The organism is Aeromonas sp. CA23 (genome assembly GCF_002587065.1).
Lineage (GTDB): Bacteria > Pseudomonadota > Gammaproteobacteria > Enterobacterales > Aeromonadaceae > Aeromonas > Aeromonas bestiarum.
In genome coordinates this window covers 4,059,949-4,081,687 of the sequence record NZ_CP023818.1, presented here as the reverse complement: position 1 = coordinate 4,081,687, position 21,739 = coordinate 4,059,949, and the positions used below count along the sequence as shown (strand labels likewise).

Genomic DNA, 21,739 nt, shown 5'->3' with positions numbered 1-21,739 from the left:
ATATTGGCGTAATGAATATTGCATGTGATCGGGGAAGGAGATTTAACGTTATGACCAAATCAGATCTCATCGAACAATTGGCTGCGAGCCGCATGCATATGCCGGCCAAAGATGTCGAAGCTGCCATCAAGGAGATCCTTGAGCAGATGGCATCGACTTTGCAAAACGGCGATCGGATTGAAATCCGTGGATTTGGAAGTTTTTCACTGCACTATCGTGCCCCCCGTGTGGGTCGTAATCCCAAGACCGGGGACAAGGTTGAACTGACCGGGAAATATGTCCCTCACTTCAAGCCTGGCAAAGAGTTACGCGAGCGCGTGAACATTATTGAATAATGCAGAAAACGGCATACTTGGGTATGCCTTTTTTGTTTTTATGGCCGCTATTGTGCCAATCGTCCGGTTTCTCCAAGTCTTTTCCCATTCGCTCTAGAGTCTGCCCGTGATTTTAAGGATAATCAGCCTTTCATTAGATACTGACAGGGAGCTCCTATGAAGCGTATCTTGGCCCTCATTCCGCTGGTGCTGGTGTTTATTCTGACCTTGGCCATCGGTTCGCAAAATGGTCAGCTGGTGCAGTTCAACTATCTGATTGCCCAAGGGGAGTTCTCGCTCTCCATGCTGCTGGGTTTCTTCTTTGGCGGTGGCTTCCTGCTCGGCTGGCTGGTGTTCGGTCTACTGTTTTTGCGCCTCAAGATGCAAAACCGTACCCTCAACCGCACCATGCGTCGTCAATCCCGCGAGTTGGAGCTGGCTCGGTCGGCAGTCAAGGAATAATGTCCCTCGATGCTTGAACTGCTTTTCCTGCTGTTGCCGATTGCCGCTGGTTATGGCTGGTACATGGGGCGCAGGAGTGTTCGCCAGGACACCCAGAAACAGAGTAACCAATTTTCCCGCCAGTACGTGGCGGGCCTCAACTATTTGCTGTCCGATGAATCTGACAAGGCGGTGGATCTCTTCATCCAGCTGCTGGAAGTAGACAGCGAAACCATCGAAACCCACCTCTCCCTTGGCAACCTGTTTCGCCAGCGCGGCGAAGTCGACCGTGCCATCAAGATCCACCAAAACCTGGTGACCCGTGAGCTGACCCGTGAGCAGCGCCAGCTCGCGCTACAGGAGCTGGCGCGAGACTTCCTGGCCGCAGGCTTGCTGGACAGGGCCGAGGCGCTCTGGAACGAGTTGTGCGAAGACGGTGACTATGAAGAGACGGCGCTGGCCCAGCTGCTGATCATCCATCAGCAGTTGCGTGACTGGGACAAGGCCATCGAGGTCGCGGTGCGGTTGCAAAAATATCAGGGCAAGAAGCTGGCCGATCCCATCTCGCATTTTTATTGCGAGCAGGCAGACAGTGCCTTGCGCGACGGCGACAAGCCAGCTGGGCTTGCCAAGCTCAAGCGGGCACTGGGGGTCAATCCTGCCTGTGCCCGCGCCAGCCTGCGGCTGGCCGAATTGGCGATGGAGGCGGGGGAGTATGAGCAGGCCGGCAAGGATCTGCTGCGGGTGTTCGAGCAGGACATCGATTTTGCCTCCGAAGCCATCCCTCGGCTCACCGAATGCTACCAGCGCCAGGGCCGCTCTCTCGAGCTCATTCCCTTGCTGGAGCAGGCGGTGGAGGATCACGCCGGCGTCAGCGTGACCCTGGCCCTTGCCAAACTGGTGGAGGAGCGCGATGGCCTGAGTCAGGCCCGCGCGCTGGTGCTGCGCCAGCTGCGCCGTCACCCCTCCATGAAGGGCTTCTACCAGTTGGTGGGCTTCCAGCTTGCCAGCGCGGAGGAGGGGCCCGCCAAGGAGAGCCTGGAGTTGCTGCAGCAACTGGTTGGCGAACAGATCAAGATCAAATCCACCCACAAGTGTCGGCAGTGTGGTTTTGCCACCCACTCGCTGTTCTGGCAGTGCCCATCCTGCCGTCAGTGGGGATCCATCAAGCCGATCCGCGGCCTGGACGGCGAGTAAGAGCCGGATCAATTGAAAGTGAGATGCCGGGTGCTGCAAGTGCCGCCGCGGTGTCATCAGGTTGAACCTGGGCCTGGATGGTGAAGCCGTGCCCAGATGGTGAACAACAATCAATAGGAAGTGAGATGCTAGATCCCAAAGTACTGGTAGCGCTGGATTATCAGCACGAGGCCGATGCCTTCGCGTTCATTGAACGTATCTCTCCGGCCCAGTGCCGCCTCAAAGTAGGCAAGGAGATGTTTACCCTGTTTGGCCCCCAGTTTGTGCGTCAGCTGGTCGCCAAGGGATTCGATGTGTTTCTGGATCTGAAGTTTCACGACATTCCCAATACCGTGGCCAAGGCCGTGGCCGCCAGTGCCGAGCTGGGTGTCTGGATGGTCAACGTCCATGCCAGCGGTGGTGAGCGCATGATGCGTGCCGCCAGAGAGGCCTTGCTGCCCTATGGCGACAAGGCGCCGCTGCTGATCGGGGTGACAGTGCTGACCAGCATGGAGCAATCCGACATGGTGCCCCTTGGCCTGGATGTGAGCCCGGCCGAGCAGGTGATCCGGCTGGCGACATTGACCAGGGCCGCAGGGCTGGATGGGGTGGTCTGCTCCGCCAATGAGGCGAGTGAACTCAAGGCCCTGCTCGGCGCCGACTTCAAGCTGGTGACCCCGGGTATTCGCCCCACCGGGTCTGCGGTCGGGGATCAACGCCGGGTGATGACGCCGCTGGCTGCGATGCAAGCCGGCGCCGACTATCTGGTCATAGGTCGCCCCATCACCCAGGCAGAGGATCCCGCCGCCATGTTGGCAGGCATCAATGCGGAGCTGGCCGGGCGTTAAGGTTTGAAGGCCGGGTGACCCCGGCCTGTTTTTTGGTCAAGGCAACCAGGCGTTGGGCGCCATCACTCCTTGATGGGCTGGCTGCCGAGACTGACCGGCAACAGGCCGAGCAGCAAGCCCGCCACCGAGCCAATCAGATGTGATTCGATGTGAACCCGGGCGCCTATCAGTACAGAAACCGGGCTCTCGCCCGCGCTGTAGAAGTCCACGCCAAGCTTGATGGCCACCCCCAGCAGCATCAGCCAGCCCGAATAGCGGCGATAGCGGATGTCCTGCAAGGCTCCCCATACGAACAGGCCGTGCAAGGCGCCCGACAGCCCCATGTACCACTGGGTCTGCGGGCATAACCACCAGATGCCGAGACCGACGGCACCCCCCAGCAACAGCAGCAATACCGGCAGGCGGCAACCCGTCAGGTATTCACGAAACAGGCTGTAGAGCACGCACAAGCCGCTCAGGTTGAGCAGCAGGTGCCATAAATTGGTGTGGGCCAGATTGCCTGTTATGATGCGCCACCCTTCGCCTTGGGCGATCAGGGTGCGATCGAAGGAGAGCAAATGATTCGGTACTGTGAAGAAAAGCAACAAGCTGGCGAGTGAAAGCGTGATGACCCAGAGCAATCCTGATTTTTCTGACAACATGAAACAGCCCAACGACAAGAACAGCCGATACTGTACACGTTGCACCAGAGCCCTCAAAGCCTGTCTGTGTGATTATATTCGGCAGGTGCCGCATCTCGCTCCCCTCCATATTTTGCAGCATCCGAGCGAAGCGGGGCACCCCAAGGGCACAGCCGCTCTGCTCGCCGCCTCTCTCACCCAGGCCAGCATTCATGTGGGGGAGGATTTTGCCGAGGCAAATTGGCTCAATGCATTGCTGGCGGATCCCGAGGTGCACTGCTATCTGCTCTGGCCTGACGAGCATGCGCTGGCGCTGGATCAGGTACGCGATCAACGGCATCAGGCAGGGGATCGCCGTCAGGTCTGCTTTTTGCTGCTCGATGGCACCTGGCGCAAGGCGTATCGCATCTTGCACAGCAATCCGGCGCTGCTAAGGCTGCCCAGGATCAAGCTCGGCGCCATACCGGGCCAGTACTCCATTCGCAAGAAGCCGTTTCCCGAGGCGTTGTCGACCCTGGAAGCGGGTTATCATCTGTTATCCCAGTGGGAGGGCGAGCCCGAGCGCTTCGCCCCGCTGATGAACCTCTTTACCCATTTAAACCGGCAGTGGCATGACTTTGCACAAGGTCGCCGTACTTGAACTGCCTGAAGGAGTGATAAACGTGAAAAAAGCCGTCGTGGTATTCAGTGGTGGGCAGGACAGCACCACCTGTCTGGTGCAGGCTCTGGCCCAGTATGACGAGGTGCACGCCATTACCTTTGACTATGGCCAGCGCCATCGGGAGGAGATAGAGACGGCTCGCCGACTGGCCGGCGCGCTTGGCATTGCCGCCCACAAGGTGATGGACGTGACCCTGCTCAATGAACTGGCGGTCTCGGCCCTGACCCGTGACGACATTCCGGTCAGCTGCGAGCTGCAGGACAACGGTCTGCCCAATACCTTTGTGCCGGGCCGAAATATATTGTTTCTGACCCTGGCCTCCATCTATGCCTACCAGGTGGGCGCCGAATCGGTGATCACAGGGGTGTGCGAGACAGATTTCTCCGGCTACCCGGATTGTCGCGACGAGTTCGTCAAGGCGCTCAATCAGGCGGTCTCCCTGGGGCTGGGTCGCGGCATCCGCTTCGATACCCCGCTGATGTGGCTCGACAAGGCCGAGACCTGGGCGCTGGCGGATCACTATGGTCACCTGGAGACGGTGCGCCAGCAGACGCTGACCTGCTACAACGGCATCGCCGGCGATGGTTGTGGCACCTGTCCTGCCTGCGAACTGCGTAGCCGGGGGCTGAATCTGTATCTGGCCGACAAGGCGGGCATCATGGCCCGGTTGTACGAGAAAACCGGGCTGGGCGAGAAAAGCGGACTGTGAGCCTGCGTCTTGCCTTCGCTTGGGGTATAATCCGCGACTTTTGCAACAAGCCGTGACCGAGATGCACTACCCAATCAACGAGATTTTCCAGACCATCCAGGGGGAGGGCATCTTCACCGGCCTGCCCGCCATCTTCGTTCGCCTGCAAGGCTGCCCCGTGGGCTGCCCCTGGTGCGATACCCGCCATACCTGGATTGTCGATCCCGCTCGTGAAGTGGGGGTTCAGGCGGTGCTCGACTGTTCCAATGAATCCGATGGTTGGAGCAAGATGAACACCGAGCAGATCCTGGCCAGTTTCCAGCAGCTCGGTTATCAGGCTCGTCATGTGGTGATCACCGGGGGAGAGCCTTGTCTGTATGACTTGCAGGCGCTCTCTTGTGCCTTGCTGGCAGCCGGCTATCAGGTGCAGATTGAAACCAGCGGTACCAGCGAGATCCAGACCCATGCCAATACCTGGGTCACAGTGTCGCCCAAGATTGGCATGAAGGGGGGCCTGCCCGTGCTGGTCTCGGCCCTCGAGCGTGCCAATGAGATCAAGCATCCGGTGGCGACCGAGCGCCATATCGAGGAGCTGGATGCCCTGCTGGCGACCGCCACCTTGCGTCCTGACGTGGTGATTGCGCTGCAACCCATCAGCCAGAAGCCCAGAGCCACCCAGCTGGCGATGGCCACCTGCATCGCCCGTAATTGGCGGCTCTCCATCCAGACCCATAAATATCTGGACATCGATTAATATGGAGTGGCTCTCTGACGAGCGGGTGTTGCTGACCCTGGCCCACAAGATGCCTTACGGCAAATATCGGGGGCGGCGCATCATAGATATTCCAGAGCCCTATCTGGTGTGGATGGCGCGCACCGGTTTTCCTGCTGGCGCGTTGGGCCAGACCCTGGCCCTTGCCTATGAGATCAAGCTCAACGGGCTCGAATCCATGATTGTTCCCATTATTAACAGGATGTCGGTATGAGAATATATACGAGGCAGGGTGATAAAGGCATGACCCGGCTGGCCGATGGTGTGCAATTGGCCAAGGACGATATGCGGGTGGAAACCTATGGCTATATCGATGAATTAAATTCTCATATAGGTCTACTCATTGCCGAGGTTCCTGCTGCTGAAACCGGCTTATTAGCTGACTTGTTATTATTGCAACAAGAGTTGTTCGATTTGGGCGGTGAACTGGCATTTTCCAGCGAGGGTCAGCAGGAGGCCATCTGGCAGGTGAATAATGCATGGACGTTGCGCCTGGAGCGGCAAATTGATGGCTACAGCGCCAATTTGCCCGTGCTGCGCAATTTCATTTTGCCCAGTGGTTCCCGGGCGGCGGCGCAAACCCATGTGGTGCGCACCCTGACCCGTCGTTGTGAGCGCCTGCTGCTGAGTCTGAGCCGTGCGGAGCAGATCAATCCGGCCATACTGCCTTATATGAACCGGCTGAGTGACTGGTTCTTCACCATAGCCCGCTACCTGCTGGCCTGTACCGCGACGCCGGAAGTGCTCTGGGTCAAGGCGGCAGAACGGAGTTGATGAGCGGATATCAGGCAATAAAAAACCTCGCAGTGCGAGGTTTTATTAGAGGTCGTTTGCCTGATCAGATGGCAAATTCTTCGACGGATTTACCGTCGGCAACGGCCTTGGCAATCACGGACGGCATGCGACCCTGACCGGTCCAGGTTTTTTCAATGCCGTTATCCAGATAGCGATATTTGGCCGGGCGAGGGGCGCGCTTGCCTTTGGCGGCTTTGGCCGGTTCAGTGGCAACCGTGCCCACCAGTTCGGCCGGATCAATGCCGGCGGCTTTCAGCATTTCAGCATATTCGTTAATCTTGCGCTGATGCTCTTCACGGGCCTGACGATCGGCGGATTCATCTTGCTGACGTTCGGCAACAATAGCAGAGAGCTTTTCCAGCCCCTCTTCCAATTGCTCCAGGGTCAGCTCACGGCAAGCTGCGCGCAAGCTACGGATATTCAGCAGTACTTTCAAAAATTCGTTCATAGTGTCCACCACGCGAGCAAAGGAGTGAATTAAATAAAAAAGAGTAATTTTGGGTAATTTATACGGCAGCTTGCTATTAAGTCAAGATAAGCGAATTAATAAATTCAGAGTGCAAATTAAGTGAACTATTTTGAATTCAGGCTGGATTCAGCAATATTGGCCGTCATCATACTCGACTGAGTTCTGGATAGATGAAAATAGCGACAAAATCAATATATTTGCACCATTTGACTACCATTTTGCCATTTTAAAACGCCCCATATGGGGATTTAATCAAAAAACTTGCTATAACGTGCCGGCACGATAAAATGTGCCTCGAATACCTTTAAGTAGAGGCGCGCTGCCTATGACTACTTGTGCGGAGGGTGATGCCTGTGATGCATGAGGAAAGGAGTCAGCGCCGAAGTGGCCAGGCCATCATACCGGGCTGCTGGTTCTGCATCGAACAGGTGCAGGACTGCCATAGTCATCCACTATGGAGCGCTACCTGAAGGGGCTGAGGAGTATAACCTCCCCATGGGTTTTGTTTCTTTATCCTCTCGGTAGATCTCCACCTGCTGTCTTTAGGTGCAAAGAGATCATGGACATCATTCATTACGCTGACTCCGGTTGGTCTGTCATTCCCCCTTTATTGGCCGTCGCTCTGGCGATCATCACTCGCCGCGTCCTAGTGTCGCTGGGGGTGGGGATCCTTGCCGGCAGCCTGCTGCTCAACCAGTTTTCCCCGCTCGATTCCCTGCATTACATGTTGAATACCGTGCTCAAGATCTTCTGGGTCGAGGGTGCACTCAACCGTGACAACGTCAACATGCTGCTGTTCATGCTGCTGCTGGGCGGCCTCATCAGCCTGATGAGCGTCTCCGGTGCGACCCGTGCCTTCGCCGAGTGGGCCGAGCGTCGTGCCAAGACCCGCAAGGGGGCCAAGGCGCTCACCGGCATGATGGTGTTTGCCTTCTTCATCGATGACTTCTTCCACAGTCTGTCGGTGGGGGCCATCTGCCGTCCGGTCACCGACCGCTTCCAGATCTCCCGTGCCAAGCTGGCCTATCTGCTGGACTCCACCGCTGCGCCCGTCTGCGTGCTGATGCCCATCTCCTCCTGGGGGGCCTACATCATTGCCCTGGTGGGGGGCATCATGGCGGCGCACGGTCTGACCGATCAGAGCCCCATCTCCGCCTTCGTCGAAATGATCCCGATGAACCTCTACGCCGTGTTCACCCTGATCATGGTGCTGGTGGTGATCGCATTCCAGCTCGACATAGGCTCCATGCGTCAGCATGAGCAATGGGCGCTGGAAGGCAAGCTGTGGGACGAGTCCAAGGGTCGCCCCATAGGTCTGGACATGGAGAGCCCGGAAGAGAGCAATGGCGGCATGATCGACATGGTGCTGCCGATCCTGACCCTGACCGCCGCCACCGTCTACTTCATGATCCACTCCGGTGCCGCCGTACTGAGCGAGAAGGGGCTGCCGTTCAGCGTGCTCGGCTCGTTCGAGAACACCAATGTCGGTTCTTCCCTGGTCTATGGCGCCCTGTGCAGCCTGGTGGTGTCCATCGGTCTGGCCATGCGCCTCAAGCTCGGCGCCAAGAACTGGATGAAGGCCGCCCCGCAAGGGATCATGGCCATGCTGCCGGCCATCAACATACTGCTGTTTGCCTGGACCATAGGCGCCGTGGTACGCGACGTGGAGACCGGCAAGTACCTGGCCTCCATGGCCAACGGCAACCTGCCGATCGAAGTGTTGCCGGCGGTGGTGTTCATCCTCTCCTGCGCCATGGCGTTTGCCACCGGCACCAGCTGGGGCACCTTTGGCATCATGCTGCCGCTGGCCGGTGACATGGCGGCCGCCAGCGACATCAGCCTGATGCTGCCCATGCTGGCCGCCGTGCTGGCAGGCTCTGTGTTCGGCGACCACAGCTCGCCCATCTCGAGCACCAGTATACTGTCGGCCACGGGCGCAGGGTGCCATCACATCGATCACGTGATGACCCAGCTGCCCTATGCGCTGGCCATCGCCTTCGGTGCCGCGCTCGGTTACCTGGTCATGGGGTTGATGCATTCCGTACTGGCGGGCTTCACGGTCAGCGGGCTCTGGTTTGTGATCTTCTCCGGTTACCATCTGCGCAAGGCTCGGCTCCATCGAGAGCTGGCTATCGCATAAATAGAACAAGGGGCCCACGGGCCCCTTGGTTTTGGCAGGGGCTTTGGTTAGCATGCGCCCCATAAATTCAGTTTCGGAACAACACCATGGCTTCACTGCACTACAAATTTGCCACCATGAATTCAGGCAAATCCACCCAGCTCATCCAGGCCCACTTCAATTATCTGGAGCGGGGCATGCAGCCCCTGGCCATGACACCGGCCATCGATGACCGCTTCGGCGCGGGGGTGATCAGTGCCCGGGTGGGATTGGAGCTGAAGGTGGATGTGTTCAGTGACTGCTGCGATCTGTTCGAGATGGTGAAGGCGCGCCATGCCCAGAAGCGCATCGATGTGTTCATCGTCGACGAGGCCCAGTTTCTGACCCGCGAGCAGGTCTACCAGCTGGCGCGCATCGTCGATGAGCAGGATATTCCCGTGATGGCCTACGGTCTCAAGACCGACTTTCGCGGTGAACTGTTCCCCGGCTCCTACCATCTGCTCTGTCTTGCCGACAAGTTCGAGGAGCTGAAAAGCATCTGCTGGTGCGGCAACAAGGCGCACATGAACTCCCGGGTTAATGAAGCAGGCCAGGTGATGCGCGATGGTGAGCAGGTGGAGATAGGTGGCAACGATCGCTATGTGTCGCTGTGCCGCAAGCACTATCTGGAAGGACGGGCCTACAAGTGATCCGGCCGGGATAAGAGAGAAGGGCGCCAATCTGGCGCCCTTCTTGTTCGCGACTCAGTCGATCTCGATATCCACCGGCGCAATAATGGGATCGGCCACCGGCAGGCGATGGAACAGCTGGCGAAAATGTTGCTGAACCCGGCCTATGTCCACCAGCGACATGCCGGAGGCGAAGCCGAACCAGACGTAGAGTCCGGTGAGATCGCGAAACATGGGCGGCAGGTAGCGGGGGGCATCGATCAGTCCTTCCAGATAGTGCTGATAGAGCACGGGGATGTCGTCCAGGGTCACCTTGCCGACGAACAGCATGGGCAGGATCTCGGGGACCCCTTCCAGCACGGCGCTGCGGATGAAGTTGACCGTCTCCACGTAGCCGCGCACGTAGGAGAGATCCTTGGTAAAGCAGGCACCGCCACCCACCATGCCGCCACGAAACACCCGCTGGGTGATCTTGTAGGCATCGTGCTCGCTGGTGCCCTGCGCCACAAAATGCTGGAACACCTCGACAAAGTCGGCGCCTCGCTCCGCCATGTCGATGGCCATCACCCGATCCGAGATGCGCTTGGCCCGATCCGGAAAGGAGCTGAAGGTGAGCGTCTCGATGAGGACCGCCAGCCCCTCCTGACAGGCGGTGATGCGCGGCGAGCCGGCGCTGAGCCAGGTGGCGTAGGGCTGCTGGCGGCCGTTGAGGGTGGTGCCCACGTGCACCCAGCCCTCGTGTACCTCCAGCACCTGCAGATCCAGCTCGGAGAAGCGGGCGTGGGAGTTGAGCTTGATGTAATCGCCGCCGGCGGCGGCGTCCGAGACGATGCCATCGCTCAGCTTGACCTGTACAGTGCCGTCGCTGAAATAGCTCGACAGCTTGCCCTGCAGCTTGGCGACCGCCGCTTCCCCTTCAAACTCCTTGGGGTAGGGGCGCACCAGATGACGGGCACCGGGCAGAGAGAAGATGTCGCACAAGCGGGCTCCCAGCTCCTTGAGGGTCTTGCGATCCCCGCGCAGGTGATCGCTGGCCGAGCCGTACAGCAGTTGGCTGTAGCGCAGGAAATCAGGCTGCCCGCGTTGGCGCAGCATCTCGATCACCACCATGTACTGATCGACCGTCTCTTGCAGGATCCGGCCCAGATCATCCTGAGGGCCCAGCCGGCGCCGGATCCTGTCCCGCAACTCCTTGAGTTCAAGATACTTGTTGCGAGGATCGAAGCCGAGGGGCAGGGCATCGTAGAAGTGCTGATCGATGGCGGGCAGCGCTCGTCCCCCGTTGGCCAAAAAATCGGCCTGGAGGTGACGGGGCCACTTGATGGCATCCAGAATGCGAATGGGCTTTTGCAGGGCCAGCAGTTCATCCGAGAGGGATTTCAGATGCAGGCGGTACTTTTCTTGGATGGTCATCAGGCCTTCTGTGGGGTGAAGGTGGGGCGAGAATGGCTGAGTATATGCATAGTGTTTGCCAAAAAGAAGCTGGCTCCCTGCTTATCCGGCCACTGCACTTTTGGTTGCCGGAAAATTGGTTTAGACTGCGCCCCTTGATCCTTATCGTGTCGTGGAAATGATGAATATCCCCAGCTCTGAAATGATAATGCGTTGGTTGCAGCAGGCTCGTATCGAGCACTATGTCTGCGATCAGTGTCATGGCATCCACATTGTCTCCCTGCAGTCCGTCGACGGCATCCAGGAGAGCCGGATCTTTGTCGAAGAGGAAGGGCTGCTGTTTTCATCCGAGCTGGAAGTGCGTCCCTCCTCGCTGCTGCCGCTGATGGCCGAACTGGGTCGCCTCAACATGCAGTACCCGTCGCTCAAGGTGTTCCTCGACATTATCGATGACAACCTGCCGCGCCTCATCGTGGGCCACACAGTGTTCACCAAGGCGGGTCTCTCAGTGGAACAGTTCCTGCTGTTCGTCGAAAGCACCACGGCCGCGACCCATGAAGTAGTGTCCGAATGCGAGCGCCTTGGCTTCCTGAACCTGCCCGAGATCCTGGTCGCGCCGGAATGCGTGCACTGATTTGTGCGTTAAATGTGCGAACGATCCGTCAGGCAAAAAAAGCCGTTGACGCCGGCGGGGCTTTCCCCTAAATTACGCCCCGTTCCAGCGCAACAGCGCCGTGAACACAGTGTTGGCTGAACACGTTAAACAACAGACCAAAATTTGGTGATGTGCCCAAGTGGCTGCCAGCCGATGGTATCGGCAAGCAAGCACGAGCCCATGACTAGAACAAATTGGTGAGGTGTCCGAGTGGCTGAAGGAGCACGCCTGGAAAGTGTGTATACGGCAACGTATCGAGGGTTCGAATCCCTCCCTCACCGCCAAATGATAAGCCCAAGCAATTGAATTGCTTGGGATTTTTCTTTATGTGCAATTTTCGTTATGCCATTCACTATGCCATCTGATGTTGGCTGGTACGGAACTATCTCGTACCCTGTTGGACAATGTGGTCGATGATTCACGGGTTGTCACCTACGGGGCAAGAGCGATCATCATGTGCTATCTAGATAGGGATAACGCCCACCTCCCACGTAGCTTAATGAGCGTTATCTCTTATCTCGTCGGTTTTGAACAACCCTGGAATCTGATTTTTGTAAGTCTGCAACTGGTTGAACATGGCTAGCAGCAAGCCATTTATGAACACCGCCACATCGGGCTGCCGGTTATTCTGACTGCAGATCACCACAAACTGGCTTACCGCCAGCAAGTCGTTTTGCTCCGGTTGCTCAACGTTGATGAGCGCTGTCTTGCCAGCAGTCACAGTGCAGTTGTTCACGTAGTGCTGGACGTACACACCTTCTGTCATCAGCTTGTGGATGCGGCAGTTTTCGAGCAACGATGACAGTTCGGATTGCATCACGCGGCACAAGGAGTCCTGCTTGGCCTCTCCAGTGGTAGGCTAGGGCTCAGACGTGTGACAGCGTCTTAGAGTCGTTCCTTGAGGACGCTCTCATCGTGACTCTCGCGCTCTGATCGATGTCCATCAGGGCCGATGACCTCCTAGCGTGCGATGCTGTATTCCAACTCTCCCAACTGTTCCAGTAATGCCAGTTCCACCGAGGCCTTGGATAAAAAAGCCATTAGCCTTCTCCTTGTTCCACCACAAATTCGATGATTGATATCCCACCACCGTTGTCATCGCCATTCCACTCGGCTGGTACATTTGGCGTTTTGTCGACATTATTGGCCGCGCCATCATCGCCTCCGCCAAACAGGGAGAAACTGGAGTGACCTGCCTGCGAACAGAACAATACGCCATTCCCTCGCATAGCAGATGTGGATTGGCCAGCCGCACGCCCTATAAAAATGGTTTTAGCCTTGGCCGTCTCGTCTATCAGATCCTGGATCACTCGGTTCCATCCGCGGGTTCTAGGCTTCGGCTTGACAAAGACCTTGCCAGCATTGCCCGCTATAAAGTCCACAAGATCGCCTGCAAAACACTTATAGCGGCTAATTTTCGGCCTCGTAGGTTGTGCGGTATGGTGAAGGCCAATCTCTGGCCAGTGACAATGCCAATGGAATGGCCAATAACTGCAGCATGCGCAATACTGGCCAAGTGCCGCAGAGTCTGTGCCAATCAAGAGATATTTTGACGCTTCATACATATCCGGCTCTTTGATGTGCCGTGGTTTTCCTGTCAGACAACCAGATCTGGGCGCGTAAGTAAATCCAGGCCACTGCTCATAAAGATGCCATTGGTTTTTATTGTCAGGTATGACAGGAATGCTATCCGTCTTTTTTGCCTGCAGAAGCAAGGCTCGGTTTTCTACAACCTTACCGCTCACAACCAATGTTCGGATCAACAAGAGATCACCTATCTCTACTGATGCAGGGGTGGGCTGTGGAAATGACTTACAAGCAACAAAAGGCCGCGAATGAACGAATACACCGCCAGCCGTAACTTTCATTGTTCCGGGACATATGGCCTTATTAATCTGCTTGGGAAACTCGAAAACCAGGTTAGCTACCAATTGTGGTTCTGATTGCGTTGGATGTTTGAAGGCGTTGGACAATGCATTGGCAACTGCATCGCCAATATGCATCATGTTCCGCCTCGAGTAAAAAGGCATTACGGTTCTCCTTGTTCTTCGACGGGAGCCACGGCCGCAGCCGGAACCACACGAGCAGCGTTCAACGCCTCTACATAAGTGCCACGAATCCAGTAGGTAAAACAATCGGCTGATTTTGATTTTGATGTGTAGTGTTCACTGATAGTTGGATGAGATTTTTATCTCACACGAGTCTATTTAGGAGTAGCTTGAATCTCCTCAGGTAAGAACCATTTGCTCTTATGGGCATAGGCAAGTGCATAGCCTGCATCGCGAGTCCAGAGCACTAGGGCCAAGCTTTCTTTTGCTCGGCTGCAGGTCACATAGAGAAGACGGAGAGTGCGGTCAATCGATGTTTCCTTGTTCTCTTCCACGTTCTTGAGGTCAGAGGCCCCCAAAGGGGCGCCAAACAGCCGGTCATATGAGAACAAAAAACCACCGGCATCTTCATCGTCCATTACCACCATGACATGCTTAAACTCTGAACCCTTGACTACTTGGTGAGTGGCGAGGTGCGAATTACCACTTAAGTAGGTCTTGAATCTCCGCACCTGAATCCACGGTGAAGCGAAAAGAGCATGCCAACCTCTGGCCAGCCGATTCTCGACACTCTCTTTCTGGCGTGGTTCTGGCGCATCAGGAGGTGGCTGGGTGTCATTAAAAGCTGCGAGTAACCTCTTGTCTGACTCGAAAAGGCCACTATGAACTATGGGGGCCAAGACCTCCCTTACCGTTGCAGAAGGTCTCGAGCAAACAGCTGCGAAGTGTTCGATTGCACACCGATATGCCCTCAACTGCTGAGCACGACTATCTCTATCAGCAGAAAGATTCAAAAGCCGGTCGTAGCGATGAAGGACCTCCATGACGGCGAAATCCGATGAAACTTGACCATTTGCTACACAATCTGCGAGATCCATCATTTCTCGCAATAAAACTTGCACCGCAGCGGGACCAGAAGCTTCACCTGTCGTATCTGGTCGAACTGAATCGGGATCAAGTAGTGCTAGTGCTTCAAAGATTTCAAGAAAATCACCGCGTCGAGCAACCAACGAATGTTCAAGAGCAAGAATCTTGTGTCCGGGATTGCCTCGCTGCCACTCAGTTGTACCCACGGCAGTCTCCATTGCAGACCCACAAAGGGCCTCTCGTCGCAGTTTATCTTCAGGTGAAGCCGCCGTATCGCCGATGAATACTCGTACGATCCCTGATGATTTCTCTTCTCGAGAATGCTGACGCACCGCCTTTTTAGACTGCGTTCGCCCTTCCAAATCGGAATCCCAAATATCGTTAATTAGATCAACTATACGGCGCTGACTTCTGTGATTCATCTCCAACTTTGGGGTAGCCCACTCTGGTGGAACAATGCTCGGAAGGTCCGCATGCCCATCCATGTAGATGCGTTGACGGTGATCTCCTAACAAGCCGAGCATCAACCGAGTCGGGTCCTCTGCCGCGACTTCAAGCAGAGCATCTAGAATGTTCTTCATCGTGTCCTGAGACTCGTCAATCAGGATAACCGGATGCTGGTCGCGAAGAATGCGCCGCAGAGTCGGTTTTTGATTGAGCAGCCAAGCTGCCACGCTCAGGACTTGCGCATGGCTCAGGGCTCCATCGGAAAATCGTTTCCGATCAGGGCTGTATATGAATTGTGGAGTTTTGGACAGGGCTATAGCTTTAGCCGCAAGTTCCGCAATTACAACCTTATCTTTGTCTGTAGGTCCCTTCTTCCTGCCAGCAGCAACTTCCCGCGCCTTCTCTACCGCACTGCTATTTAATGCCAGAAGAGCTTCGCGGATATCGTCGTCAAAGCCCGCGATCAAGTCCCAGCAAAAGGAGTGAATGGTGGCAACTTGTGTAAGATCGTTGATACCCAATCGGCCGGTGACTACCAAGGCGGCATTTTTCGTATATGTGATTACACGAATAGTCTGGGCTCTAGCTCTCAGTTCTCGTGCAAATCGAAGAGCCAGGTCGTCTGCTGTATCCTTAGACCCCGGTTGCGCGTCTTGTTGCTCGCCGCCAGTGATCCTGCGGAGAACAGAAACTAATGTCCGCGTTTTACCGGAGCCAGCACCAGCAAAAAGAAAGAAGCTTCTAGGCGGCGTGCTTGTGACATAGGAGACAATTTCGTCCACTACACCAGTATCGCGCTCATTCGGATCTATTATTTCGCTAACCATCAAGCCAACTCCTTCTTTGACGGCGCTAATTCATTATCGAGCCACGCCAGAGCATCGGCGATATAGCCTGGACAAGCTAATTTGTCGCCCACACTGATGCGTTCAAACATGGTTACAGCGAACTCAGCCTTTGCGAAATTTTCACGCAGCATAGAATGAAGCGCAATACAGAGTTTCGCAGGCTCCTGTTCGGCAAGAACGGTATTAACAGCTACGCGCAAGGGACCTGTCACTTTCGGCGTAGCTACCTCACCTGCTGCGGGTTTCTTGCCAATCCCTTGCCCAATGTTTTTGAACCAATCAATGTTGGACAATATCAAAGAGTCCTCAAACGAGCTCGGCCAAGGGCCGTTTTTGGGGACTGGGACCTGCCATGCAAATCGGACCCGTCCGCCGCTTCCGTTGCTCCAGGTCTGGTCTGCTTCGACCGGATCTGCCAACAAATGCAGTTCCTTCTTCTTGGGGTGCCAGCCATTGAGAGTGTCATTTCCGCACTCAAGACTATTTGGGTCAACGATTGCTGCTGCCTTTCGTATGACCTTATCATTTTCGCCCTTCGTTACTTCCACCGGGTCCACATCGGTGATGATAACCGTAGGGATTCCAAGCCTCTCTACGAGAGGTCGTAGTCGGTGGGCATGACGCCCGCCGAGGTCGAGGAAGGAGATATAGCGCTTGTCGAGCTCTTCGAAATCGCGCTCGATGAACAAAGGAACAAGCATCCTCTCTGCCGCGCCTTCTACAAAGATCGCAGCGTCGGCGAACAGTAGGTCCGTATGCTGCACTCGGAAGTATCGTTCCGCAAATGTCCGTGTTTCTTTGTCGGTTCCAAAGGCTGTAGCGAGATCGATAACATCGGAGCACGGCATCGTGCCTACTGTGGACGGAATCCGCCTGACATATCTCAAGCGGTCGAAGTTTTCTGCATGAGCTAGATGACTTGCATGAGTGCTGATGACTAATTGGCTGCTTAGATGCGCATGTTCAGGGGCGGTCGGACTGATGAGCTCGGTTGCTCGCTGTGGAAAAATGCGTTGCACCTGAACATGTAGATGGGCCTCAGGTTCTTCAACAAGTACAAGGTGCACTGCCGGTGGGCTACCTTCAGTGGGTGTTAGCCGAGCATCTCTGAATGAGACTAGCTGATAACTCAGCGATTGGAGGTTCTGGTAACCTAAACCAATTGAATACTCAGGCAGGTAGACGTCAGCCTGCACTCCATCAAGGCGGTACTGCACTGCGGTACTGTGGTCGAGCAAATCTCCAGTCTGTATACGAGTTCTGAAATGAATCTCTTGGGGGTCATGAAGAGTTGGATACCCAAGCTTCTTTACATGTTCTATGGATGGCGTCAAAGCAACTTTTATTCGATCGTCAAGGTCTTCCTGGGCTTGAGCAATGGCTGCAATCAGTTCTGGCTGATGGCCCTGACCTTTCGTCGCTATGTTCAGATGCTGACGGGCGTACTTCAGCAGCTGGTTGGAAAATAGGCCAACGCGATTCGTACCAGAACTGGAGCGAGACTCGGCTTCCTCAGTACCAAATCCGCGTTGTGCTGCAACGAAGTCGACACGTAGGAGCTTAGATAGTTTTGTTCGGTCAATAGCTACCGATTTTGGCGATAAGGACTGTGGCGCAGTTGCTGGGGGGTGGCAAGCGGTCCCAGTGCTGGATCCAGCCTATAGACAAGAACACTACCAAGGTCGGAAGGATGACGCAGCCAGTAATCAATGAGGTCTACTGGCCAGGCATGAGCCTGCTTTTTAAAGTCTTTGACTGGATTCCGAGCCTCACGGTATCGCCATGCCAGCCGTTGGAGGTCTTCTACCGAAGAAGCTGGCTCAAGGCGCAGACGAACCCCTACTGCTCCGCCCCCCCAGTCGAGCGAGGTAATGAAGGGCGCAACCAGATTGTAAGATCCTGGCTGAGCATCGAACCACAAATCCAATGTAGGCATAGAACCTAAGAGTGCTGCCAACTGCTCTTTCCACGTATCGATATCCTCCGATATCGATGTAGGATCTTCTGTCAGTTTTTCCCACTCAGAGCCAAGGGCCTTCAGCGTTGGCCATTGGTCAATGCTGATATCGAAGGCGCCGAAGACTTGACTTGAGGCCAAGAAATTGCGGATAGCGATAAGAATAGATGTTTTACCACTGTTGTTGGCTCCGACTAAGACAGTTGTTCTCCTGTCGATCTGGACACAAGCCTTTGCCAAGCGTCGAAATCGACTGAGTTCTATGCAAGTGAGGCTTACTTCTGGTACTAAAGGGGGCTTTGCTAATGGATCACTCATCTAGGTTCCTTGGAGATTTGGGAGCTATTTGATATCTGGCGATCACGTTGCATGGCCCCCAACCGTCAAGTGGGAGTTCAAAAATTCAGTAGTCGCCGCCCATACTACCTTGCAGTTTGACCATTCCGTCTACAAGGCAATGAAAAGGGCTTTATTGAGTCTAAAACGGTCATGTTAGCACACACATGACTGACTGCTAAGAGAGCAGACAGCTAGACGGGATGAATGGAATATTATTGCTTGGGTCTTATCTCAGCCCCCCTCTACAGTAGGGCACAGTCAATATTAGTGAGGGTAGCAATAGCCACTTACCACGGGAACGAGTTGTGTAATTTGCAGTTGGGTTTCCAAACATTGTGCATGATTGGGTTGTTCTAGCGACGTTGGCTTGGTTTCTACTCCTATTCATGTCAAAGATGCAGTGCAATATGGCGGGACCAGCAAGTACCACCGAACCTCTTTTTACCAGGCCTTCGTTCACAACGGGACTAAATAAGGCTTGCGCGCTCGCTGCATGCCGTAAAAGTCTGTTCTTGGCAGCTTTTTTCTGGGACGATTTGCAGTCATGACAAGTCAATCCATCTCAATACAGTATGCTTACGCCCTAGATAGCCAAGGCGCGCTCACGCACATTAGCGATGCTTTGCGCTCGGGTTCCTACACCTGTCCAGGCTGTAAAAGCCCCCTCACGCCAGTATTAGGTGAGAACTATGCTAAGCACTTCCGTCATTCGGAAGAATGCTGCACCCTTGAAACCTATCTTCACAAGTGCGCCAAAGAAGCATTCTTCTATCGCTACCAACAAGCTCTCAGCCATGAAGTGCCTATTAGCCTTGAGCTAGAGCGCCGGGTTTCCTGCAATGGTTCTCGTTTAGCCTTAGTTAGAGACGAAACACGTCACTGCCTAAAATTCGTACCTGCACGCTACAACTTGACTCAATTCTTCGATCAGGTGGAGCTGGAAAAGTACGATAAGGTTACAGGACTGCGCCCAGACATAATGTTGTGGGATACGGCTGGCGAAAGGCGTTGTTATGTTGAGATTTGTGTTACGCACCCCTGCTCTCAAGAGAAGATCGAAACCGGCATCCCGATTCTTGAGTTTAAGGTTCAATCTGCCGCCGATATTCAGATGTTGCTTACCGGGTCATACTCAATCAAGGAGAAGCGCCTAGAGGTGTTCAATTGGCATCCTTCCTCGCAAGCCGTTGATACGTGCACTGGCGTCTGCTCCGTAGGTAACATGGTTATGTCTGTCTGGAGCTTAAGTGATTCCGGCCGACTCAACGAACAAACGATGCAGCTCGCTGAAGTGGATTTAACAATCAACTCTGACGTGAACACATGGCCCAGATCGTTAGGATATGCCGAACTGGCCGATAACTTGAGAAATTTTATCCGTCACGCCGATCATCATTCGCTATTTTCTAACTGCATTATGTGCGAGCAAGCAGACCGGTGGGAGGATGGCTATCTGCAATGTCGGAGTAAGGCAAAAATAGTTCCTTACACCGAGGCCCGTCAGTGCGCCAGTTACAAGGTGAAGGTATGACAAAAAGACTGACTTGGGAGCAAAAAAGCATTGTCGGCCATGATACCGGGCATGCGTTGGTAAAAGCCGTACCGGGCAGCGGAAAAACAACCACGCTCGTCAAGCGTGTTGAAAGGTTAGTAAAAACGGGGACGGACCCTCGTTCCATCCTAATTTTGATGTACAACAAATCAGCCCAGGAGAACTTCACTGAGAAATTGAAAACAGCACTGAAGTTGGGCGTGATGCCAGAAATTCGCACGTTCCATAGTTTGGCCTTGAAGATTATTGGTTACGGGGAGCGCCGACAGCTAATCAAGAAGAAAGACCTCATCACACCCGCCGACTACCGCTATGAGCAACTGGTTAAGCAAGCTTACCGCCATGGCTTTGACTGTGAGGCGAATTACATCGACCCCAATGATATTGAAAACTTCGAACTGTTTATCGCTCGTTGTCGGGCGGCGGCAGTGACTCCTGTTGATGCTGCTAATGATCCAACATTCAGCAGCATCAAACGGGAGTTTATTCGCGCTTATGGCCGCTATTGTGAGCTGTTGGAGGAAAATAGTCTGCGAACCTTTGATGACTGTTTGGTTGAGGCTGTCGCACTGTTGCGTAATGACAGCAGCCTTGGCGCCCACTTCAAGCACATCATTGTTGATGAATATCAGGATGTTAACCTGATACAGCATGAAATGACCCGCTTGCTATCTAAGCCGGATGCGTCAGTTATGGCTGTTGGCGATGTTAACCAGTGTATTTACGAGTGGCGTGGTGCTCGACCAGATTTTATCGGTGGCCTGTTTGAACAGCATTACCGGAATACGAAGGTGTTTCAACTTTCATGCACTTTCAGGTTTGGCCATGAGCTTTCCTTGATGGCTAACTCGGTAATTCGGCGTAACTCCACAAAGCTGACTAGGCTTTGTGTCAGTCATCCTAGCACCCCAAAAACAGAGGTCAGATTGCACTTTGATAACTGCTTATCCAAGGTGTTATCAAACCTTTCGGTGAGCTGCGGAACACAAGCTATATTGTCCCGCACTAAGGCGAATCTTGCCGAGGCGGAAATTGCATTACGCCTGTGTGGTCTACGCTATCGCTACCTCAATGGTTCAAGCGCATTACATACCCGTACTGAAATCGGGATACTGGTAGTCGGCGTATTGCTGTCTGTGTACGGCGATCTGCGGCTACTTGAAAACCACCCCAACAAAAAAGCGATTGTCTACGGCTTTCTGAAGGAGGCTGGTTTTAACTGGCAGACAGGGCAATTAAACGCTGCGCTCAATGGATTGATGGCTCCACACGCCGACCTATGGACTGTTCTTGGTCAGTTATTCGACGGTGCACAATACCAAAAGGACCGGCTGGGAAGGCTTGCCACTATCTGCCAAAAGGACGGAGAGGAAACGCCAGCTATTGATGCGTTACGCCGCCTTAGCATGGAGGGTTTCATTGATAGTGTTGGCTCAGACGGCGTGACACGCACTGGCTCAAACGATCGGCAACGAGGAGTCGTGAGGATCGGGGAACTACTTGACTCTAGTAAGATCGATTCCCGCACGTTTTTAAACCTTATCCTAAACCCAGAGGAGGCTGCTACTGACTGCGAGCCCTTCATCCTTTCCACACTGCATGGTTCCAAGGGGCTAGAGTGGGATAATGTAATACTGATCGGTTTGAATGAGCAGGAATTTCCTGGTGGCAAAACCGATGCTGTTCACAGCGTGCGCACATCGATGAACACCCCTTCGACTGACGAGGAAATCGAGGAAGAACGTCGGTTGTTTTATGTCGGTATCACTCGCACAAAACAACAACTTAATCTGGTTGCCCCTCTTGACGAAGGGCTCACACTGTGGCTGAAAAAACGCTGGGACAGCACCCCGAAGAAGTCACCGATAGCTACTCGCTTCGTCTATGAGGCTGGCTTGTCTGCTTGCGCTGTTACCAGTGATGCGATCTATAACAGCACAGTAGAGAAACTGAAGACTGACCTCAGCAAATTTCACCAATGGTATCTAAGAGATCTTCAGCGATTAAAAGTCTAGGGATCTCGGACAAGATACTTGTCGATTTCTGCTGGATTTGACCCCATA

Annotated in this window: 22 protein-coding genes, 1 tRNA gene and 1 riboswitch; of the genes, 15 read left to right on the top strand and 8 right to left on the bottom strand. The window is 54.6% G+C overall.

The features are described 5' to 3' along the window. The first annotated feature begins 50 nt into the window (after positions 1 to 50). From ihfB to pyrF, 4 genes are all read left to right on the top strand, one after another. The gene (gene ihfB / locus CK910_RS18805; protein WP_005299934.1) at positions 51 to 335 is read left to right on the top strand and encodes an integration host factor subunit beta; all 285 of its coding nucleotides are present in this window, start codon (positions 51 to 53) and stop codon (positions 333 to 335) included. A gap of 156 nt (positions 336 to 491) precedes the next feature. Next, a complete protein-coding gene (locus CK910_RS18800; RefSeq protein WP_042034338.1) occupies positions 492 to 776 on the top strand; it encodes a LapA family protein in 285 nt (94 codons plus the stop codon). A gap of 9 nt (positions 777 to 785) precedes the next feature. After that, complete coding sequence (lapB, locus tag CK910_RS18795; protein ID WP_098984332.1) at positions 786 to 1,952, top strand: lipopolysaccharide assembly protein LapB; 1,167 nt, start codon at positions 786 to 788, stop codon at positions 1,950 to 1,952. Positions 1,953 to 2,077: 125 nt separating this feature from the next. Next, positions 2,078 to 2,779 carry an orotidine-5'-phosphate decarboxylase gene (gene pyrF / locus CK910_RS18790; RefSeq protein WP_098984331.1) on the top strand — a complete coding sequence of 234 codons (702 nt, stop codon included), beginning with the start codon at positions 2,078 to 2,080 and terminating at the stop codon, positions 2,777 to 2,779. Between the two features lie 62 nt (positions 2,780 to 2,841). Here the strand turns inward: pyrF and rrtA are convergent, their stop codons facing one another. Beyond that, positions 2,842 to 3,420, bottom strand: a complete 579-nt coding sequence (gene rrtA, locus CK910_RS18785) for a rhombosortase (RefSeq protein WP_253852731.1) — start codon at positions 3,418 to 3,420, stop codon at positions 2,842 to 2,844. Here rrtA and CK910_RS18780 point away from each other — a divergent pair. From CK910_RS18780 to CK910_RS18760, 5 genes are all read left to right on the top strand, one after another. Further along, the gene (locus tag CK910_RS18780) at positions 3,350 to 4,039 is read left to right on the top strand and encodes a tRNA-uridine aminocarboxypropyltransferase (RefSeq protein ID WP_098984330.1); all 690 of its coding nucleotides are present in this window, start codon (positions 3,350 to 3,352) and stop codon (positions 4,037 to 4,039) included. The genes rrtA and CK910_RS18780 overlap by 71 nt on opposite strands. Positions 4,040 to 4,061: 22 nt before the next feature. Beyond that, positions 4,062 to 4,769 (top strand): 7-cyano-7-deazaguanine synthase QueC, encoded by a 708-nt coding sequence (gene queC, locus CK910_RS18775; RefSeq protein WP_098984329.1) that lies wholly within the window; start codon positions 4,062 to 4,064, stop codon positions 4,767 to 4,769. Positions 4,770 to 4,830: 61 nt separating this feature from the next. Next, complete coding sequence (queE, locus tag CK910_RS18770; RefSeq protein WP_042871353.1) at positions 4,831 to 5,502, top strand: 7-carboxy-7-deazaguanine synthase QueE; 672 nt, start codon at positions 4,831 to 4,833, stop codon at positions 5,500 to 5,502. 1 nt (position 5,503) lies between these two features. Continuing rightward, the gene (locus tag CK910_RS18765; protein WP_098984327.1) at positions 5,504 to 5,734 is read left to right on the top strand and encodes a DUF3820 family protein; all 231 of its coding nucleotides are present in this window, start codon (positions 5,504 to 5,506) and stop codon (positions 5,732 to 5,734) included. Then, positions 5,731 to 6,294 carry a cob(I)yrinic acid a,c-diamide adenosyltransferase gene (locus CK910_RS18760; RefSeq protein WP_098984326.1) on the top strand — a complete coding sequence of 188 codons (564 nt, stop codon included), beginning with the start codon at positions 5,731 to 5,733 and terminating at the stop codon, positions 6,292 to 6,294. Before CK910_RS18765 ends, CK910_RS18760 begins: the two co-directional genes overlap by 4 nt. Positions 6,295 to 6,358: 64 nt before the next feature. Here the strand turns inward: CK910_RS18760 and CK910_RS18755 are convergent, their stop codons facing one another. Next, complete coding sequence (locus CK910_RS18755) at positions 6,359 to 6,763, bottom strand: H-NS family histone-like protein (protein ID WP_042871358.1); 405 nt, start codon at positions 6,761 to 6,763, stop codon at positions 6,359 to 6,361. Positions 6,764 to 7,085: 322 nt separating this feature from the next. Beyond that, positions 7,086 to 7,257, top strand: a riboswitch (Lysine riboswitch). Between the two features lie 86 nt (positions 7,258 to 7,343). Here CK910_RS18755 and CK910_RS18750 point away from each other — a divergent pair. Together CK910_RS18750 and CK910_RS18745 are read left to right on the top strand one after the other, a co-directional pair. Then, positions 7,344 to 8,924, top strand: a complete 1,581-nt coding sequence (locus CK910_RS18750; protein WP_098984325.1) for a Na+/H+ antiporter NhaC family protein — start codon at positions 7,344 to 7,346, stop codon at positions 8,922 to 8,924. A gap of 86 nt (positions 8,925 to 9,010) precedes the next feature. Beyond that, positions 9,011 to 9,592, top strand: coding sequence for a thymidine kinase (locus CK910_RS18745; RefSeq protein WP_098984324.1), 582 nt, complete (start codon positions 9,011 to 9,013; stop codon positions 9,590 to 9,592). 54 nt (positions 9,593 to 9,646) lie between these two features. On the opposite strand, the gene CK910_RS18740 is transcribed toward CK910_RS18745, so the two are convergent. Next, the gene (locus CK910_RS18740; RefSeq protein ID WP_098984323.1) at positions 9,647 to 10,984 is read right to left on the bottom strand and encodes a flavohemoglobin expression-modulating QEGLA motif protein; all 1,338 of its coding nucleotides are present in this window, start codon (positions 10,982 to 10,984) and stop codon (positions 9,647 to 9,649) included. 157 nt (positions 10,985 to 11,141) lie between these two features. Here CK910_RS18740 and CK910_RS18735 point away from each other — a divergent pair, with 157 nt between their 5' ends. Together CK910_RS18735 and CK910_RS18730 are read left to right on the top strand one after the other, a co-directional pair. After that, entirely contained in the window at positions 11,142 to 11,597 is a 456-nt protein-coding gene (locus tag CK910_RS18735; protein ID WP_084214039.1) for a YbjN domain-containing protein, read from the top strand. 217 nt (positions 11,598 to 11,814) lie between these two features. After that, positions 11,815 to 11,902, top strand: a tRNA-Ser gene (locus tag CK910_RS18730). 212 nt (positions 11,903 to 12,114) lie between these two features. On the opposite strand, the gene CK910_RS24230 is transcribed toward CK910_RS18730, so the two are convergent. The 5 genes from CK910_RS24230 to CK910_RS24225 form a co-directional block, all read right to left on the bottom strand. Continuing rightward, the gene (locus CK910_RS24230; RefSeq protein ID WP_253852904.1) at positions 12,115 to 12,435 is read right to left on the bottom strand and encodes a type I restriction endonuclease; all 321 of its coding nucleotides are present in this window, start codon (positions 12,433 to 12,435) and stop codon (positions 12,115 to 12,117) included. A 223-nt stretch (positions 12,436 to 12,658) separates the two neighbouring features. After that, positions 12,659 to 13,624, bottom strand: coding sequence for a hypothetical protein (locus CK910_RS23895; RefSeq protein WP_157774652.1), 966 nt, complete (start codon positions 13,622 to 13,624; stop codon positions 12,659 to 12,661). Between the two features lie 197 nt (positions 13,625 to 13,821). Beyond that, a complete protein-coding gene (locus CK910_RS18715; RefSeq protein ID WP_098984320.1) occupies positions 13,822 to 15,807 on the bottom strand; it encodes a UvrD-helicase domain-containing protein in 1,986 nt (661 codons plus the stop codon). After that, a complete protein-coding gene (locus CK910_RS18710; protein WP_216640199.1) occupies positions 15,807 to 17,411 on the bottom strand; it encodes an ATP-dependent nuclease in 1,605 nt (534 codons plus the stop codon). The genes CK910_RS18715 and CK910_RS18710 overlap by 1 nt, the downstream gene beginning before the upstream one ends. A gap of 2 nt (positions 17,412 to 17,413) precedes the next feature. Continuing rightward, positions 17,414 to 18,103 (bottom strand): AAA family ATPase, encoded by a 690-nt coding sequence (locus tag CK910_RS24225; RefSeq protein WP_216640164.1) that lies wholly within the window; start codon positions 18,101 to 18,103, stop codon positions 17,414 to 17,416. Between the two features lie 565 nt (positions 18,104 to 18,668). Here CK910_RS24225 and CK910_RS18705 point away from each other — a divergent pair. Together CK910_RS18705 and CK910_RS18700 are read left to right on the top strand one after the other, a co-directional pair. Next, the gene (locus CK910_RS18705) at positions 18,669 to 19,655 is read left to right on the top strand and encodes a hypothetical protein (RefSeq protein ID WP_098984319.1); all 987 of its coding nucleotides are present in this window, start codon (positions 18,669 to 18,671) and stop codon (positions 19,653 to 19,655) included. Further along, positions 19,652 to 21,691: an ATP-dependent helicase gene (locus tag CK910_RS18700; RefSeq protein WP_098984318.1), complete on the top strand. Its 2,040-nt coding sequence runs from the start codon at positions 19,652 to 19,654 to the stop codon at positions 21,689 to 21,691. The genes CK910_RS18705 and CK910_RS18700 overlap by 4 nt, the downstream gene beginning before the upstream one ends. The last annotated feature ends 48 nt before the right edge of the window (positions 21,692 to 21,739 follow it).

Excerpts from the sequence above, each read along its gene's own strand:
- pyrF (WP_098984331.1), top strand. The coding sequence starts at position 2,078 with ATGCTAGATCCCAAAGTACTGGTAGCGCTGGATTATCAGCACGAGGCC.
- CK910_RS18800 (WP_042034338.1), top strand. The coding sequence starts at position 492 with ATGAAGCGTATCTTGGCCCTCATTCCGCTGGTGCTGGTGTTTATTCTG.
- CK910_RS18705 (WP_098984319.1), top strand. The coding sequence starts at position 18,669 with ATGACAAGTCAATCCATCTCAATACAGTATGCTTACGCCCTAGATAGC.
- CK910_RS18700 (WP_098984318.1), top strand. The coding sequence starts at position 19,652 with ATGACAAAAAGACTGACTTGGGAGCAAAAAAGCATTGTCGGCCATGAT.
- CK910_RS18750 (WP_098984325.1), top strand. The coding sequence starts at position 7,344 with ATGGACATCATTCATTACGCTGACTCCGGTTGGTCTGTCATTCCCCCT.
- CK910_RS18745 (WP_098984324.1), top strand. The coding sequence starts at position 9,011 with ATGGCTTCACTGCACTACAAATTTGCCACCATGAATTCAGGCAAATCC.
- CK910_RS18735 (WP_084214039.1), top strand. The coding sequence starts at position 11,142 with ATGATGAATATCCCCAGCTCTGAAATGATAATGCGTTGGTTGCAGCAG.
- CK910_RS23895 (WP_157774652.1), bottom strand. The coding sequence starts at position 13,624 with ATGATGCATATTGGCGATGCAGTTGCCAATGCATTGTCCAACGCCTTC.
- queE (WP_042871353.1), top strand. The coding sequence starts at position 4,831 with ATGCACTACCCAATCAACGAGATTTTCCAGACCATCCAGGGGGAGGGC.
- CK910_RS18715 (WP_098984320.1), bottom strand. The coding sequence starts at position 15,807 with ATGGTTAGCGAAATAATAGATCCGAATGAGCGCGATACTGGTGTAGTG.
- CK910_RS18765 (WP_098984327.1), top strand. The coding sequence starts at position 5,504 with ATGGAGTGGCTCTCTGACGAGCGGGTGTTGCTGACCCTGGCCCACAAG.
- CK910_RS24225 (WP_216640164.1), bottom strand. The coding sequence starts at position 18,103 with ATGAGTGATCCATTAGCAAAGCCCCCTTTAGTACCAGAAGTAAGCCTC.
- CK910_RS18760 (WP_098984326.1), top strand. The coding sequence starts at position 5,731 with ATGAGAATATATACGAGGCAGGGTGATAAAGGCATGACCCGGCTGGCC.
- CK910_RS18755 (WP_042871358.1), bottom strand. The coding sequence starts at position 6,763 with ATGAACGAATTTTTGAAAGTACTGCTGAATATCCGTAGCTTGCGCGCA.
- ihfB (WP_005299934.1), top strand. The coding sequence starts at position 51 with ATGACCAAATCAGATCTCATCGAACAATTGGCTGCGAGCCGCATGCAT.
- CK910_RS24230 (WP_253852904.1), bottom strand. The coding sequence starts at position 12,435 with ATGCAATCCGAACTGTCATCGTTGCTCGAAAACTGCCGCATCCACAAG.
- CK910_RS18740 (WP_098984323.1), bottom strand. The coding sequence starts at position 10,984 with ATGACCATCCAAGAAAAGTACCGCCTGCATCTGAAATCCCTCTCGGAT.
- rrtA (WP_253852731.1), bottom strand. The coding sequence starts at position 3,420 with ATGTTGTCAGAAAAATCAGGATTGCTCTGGGTCATCACGCTTTCACTC.
- lapB (WP_098984332.1), top strand. The coding sequence starts at position 786 with ATGCTTGAACTGCTTTTCCTGCTGTTGCCGATTGCCGCTGGTTATGGC.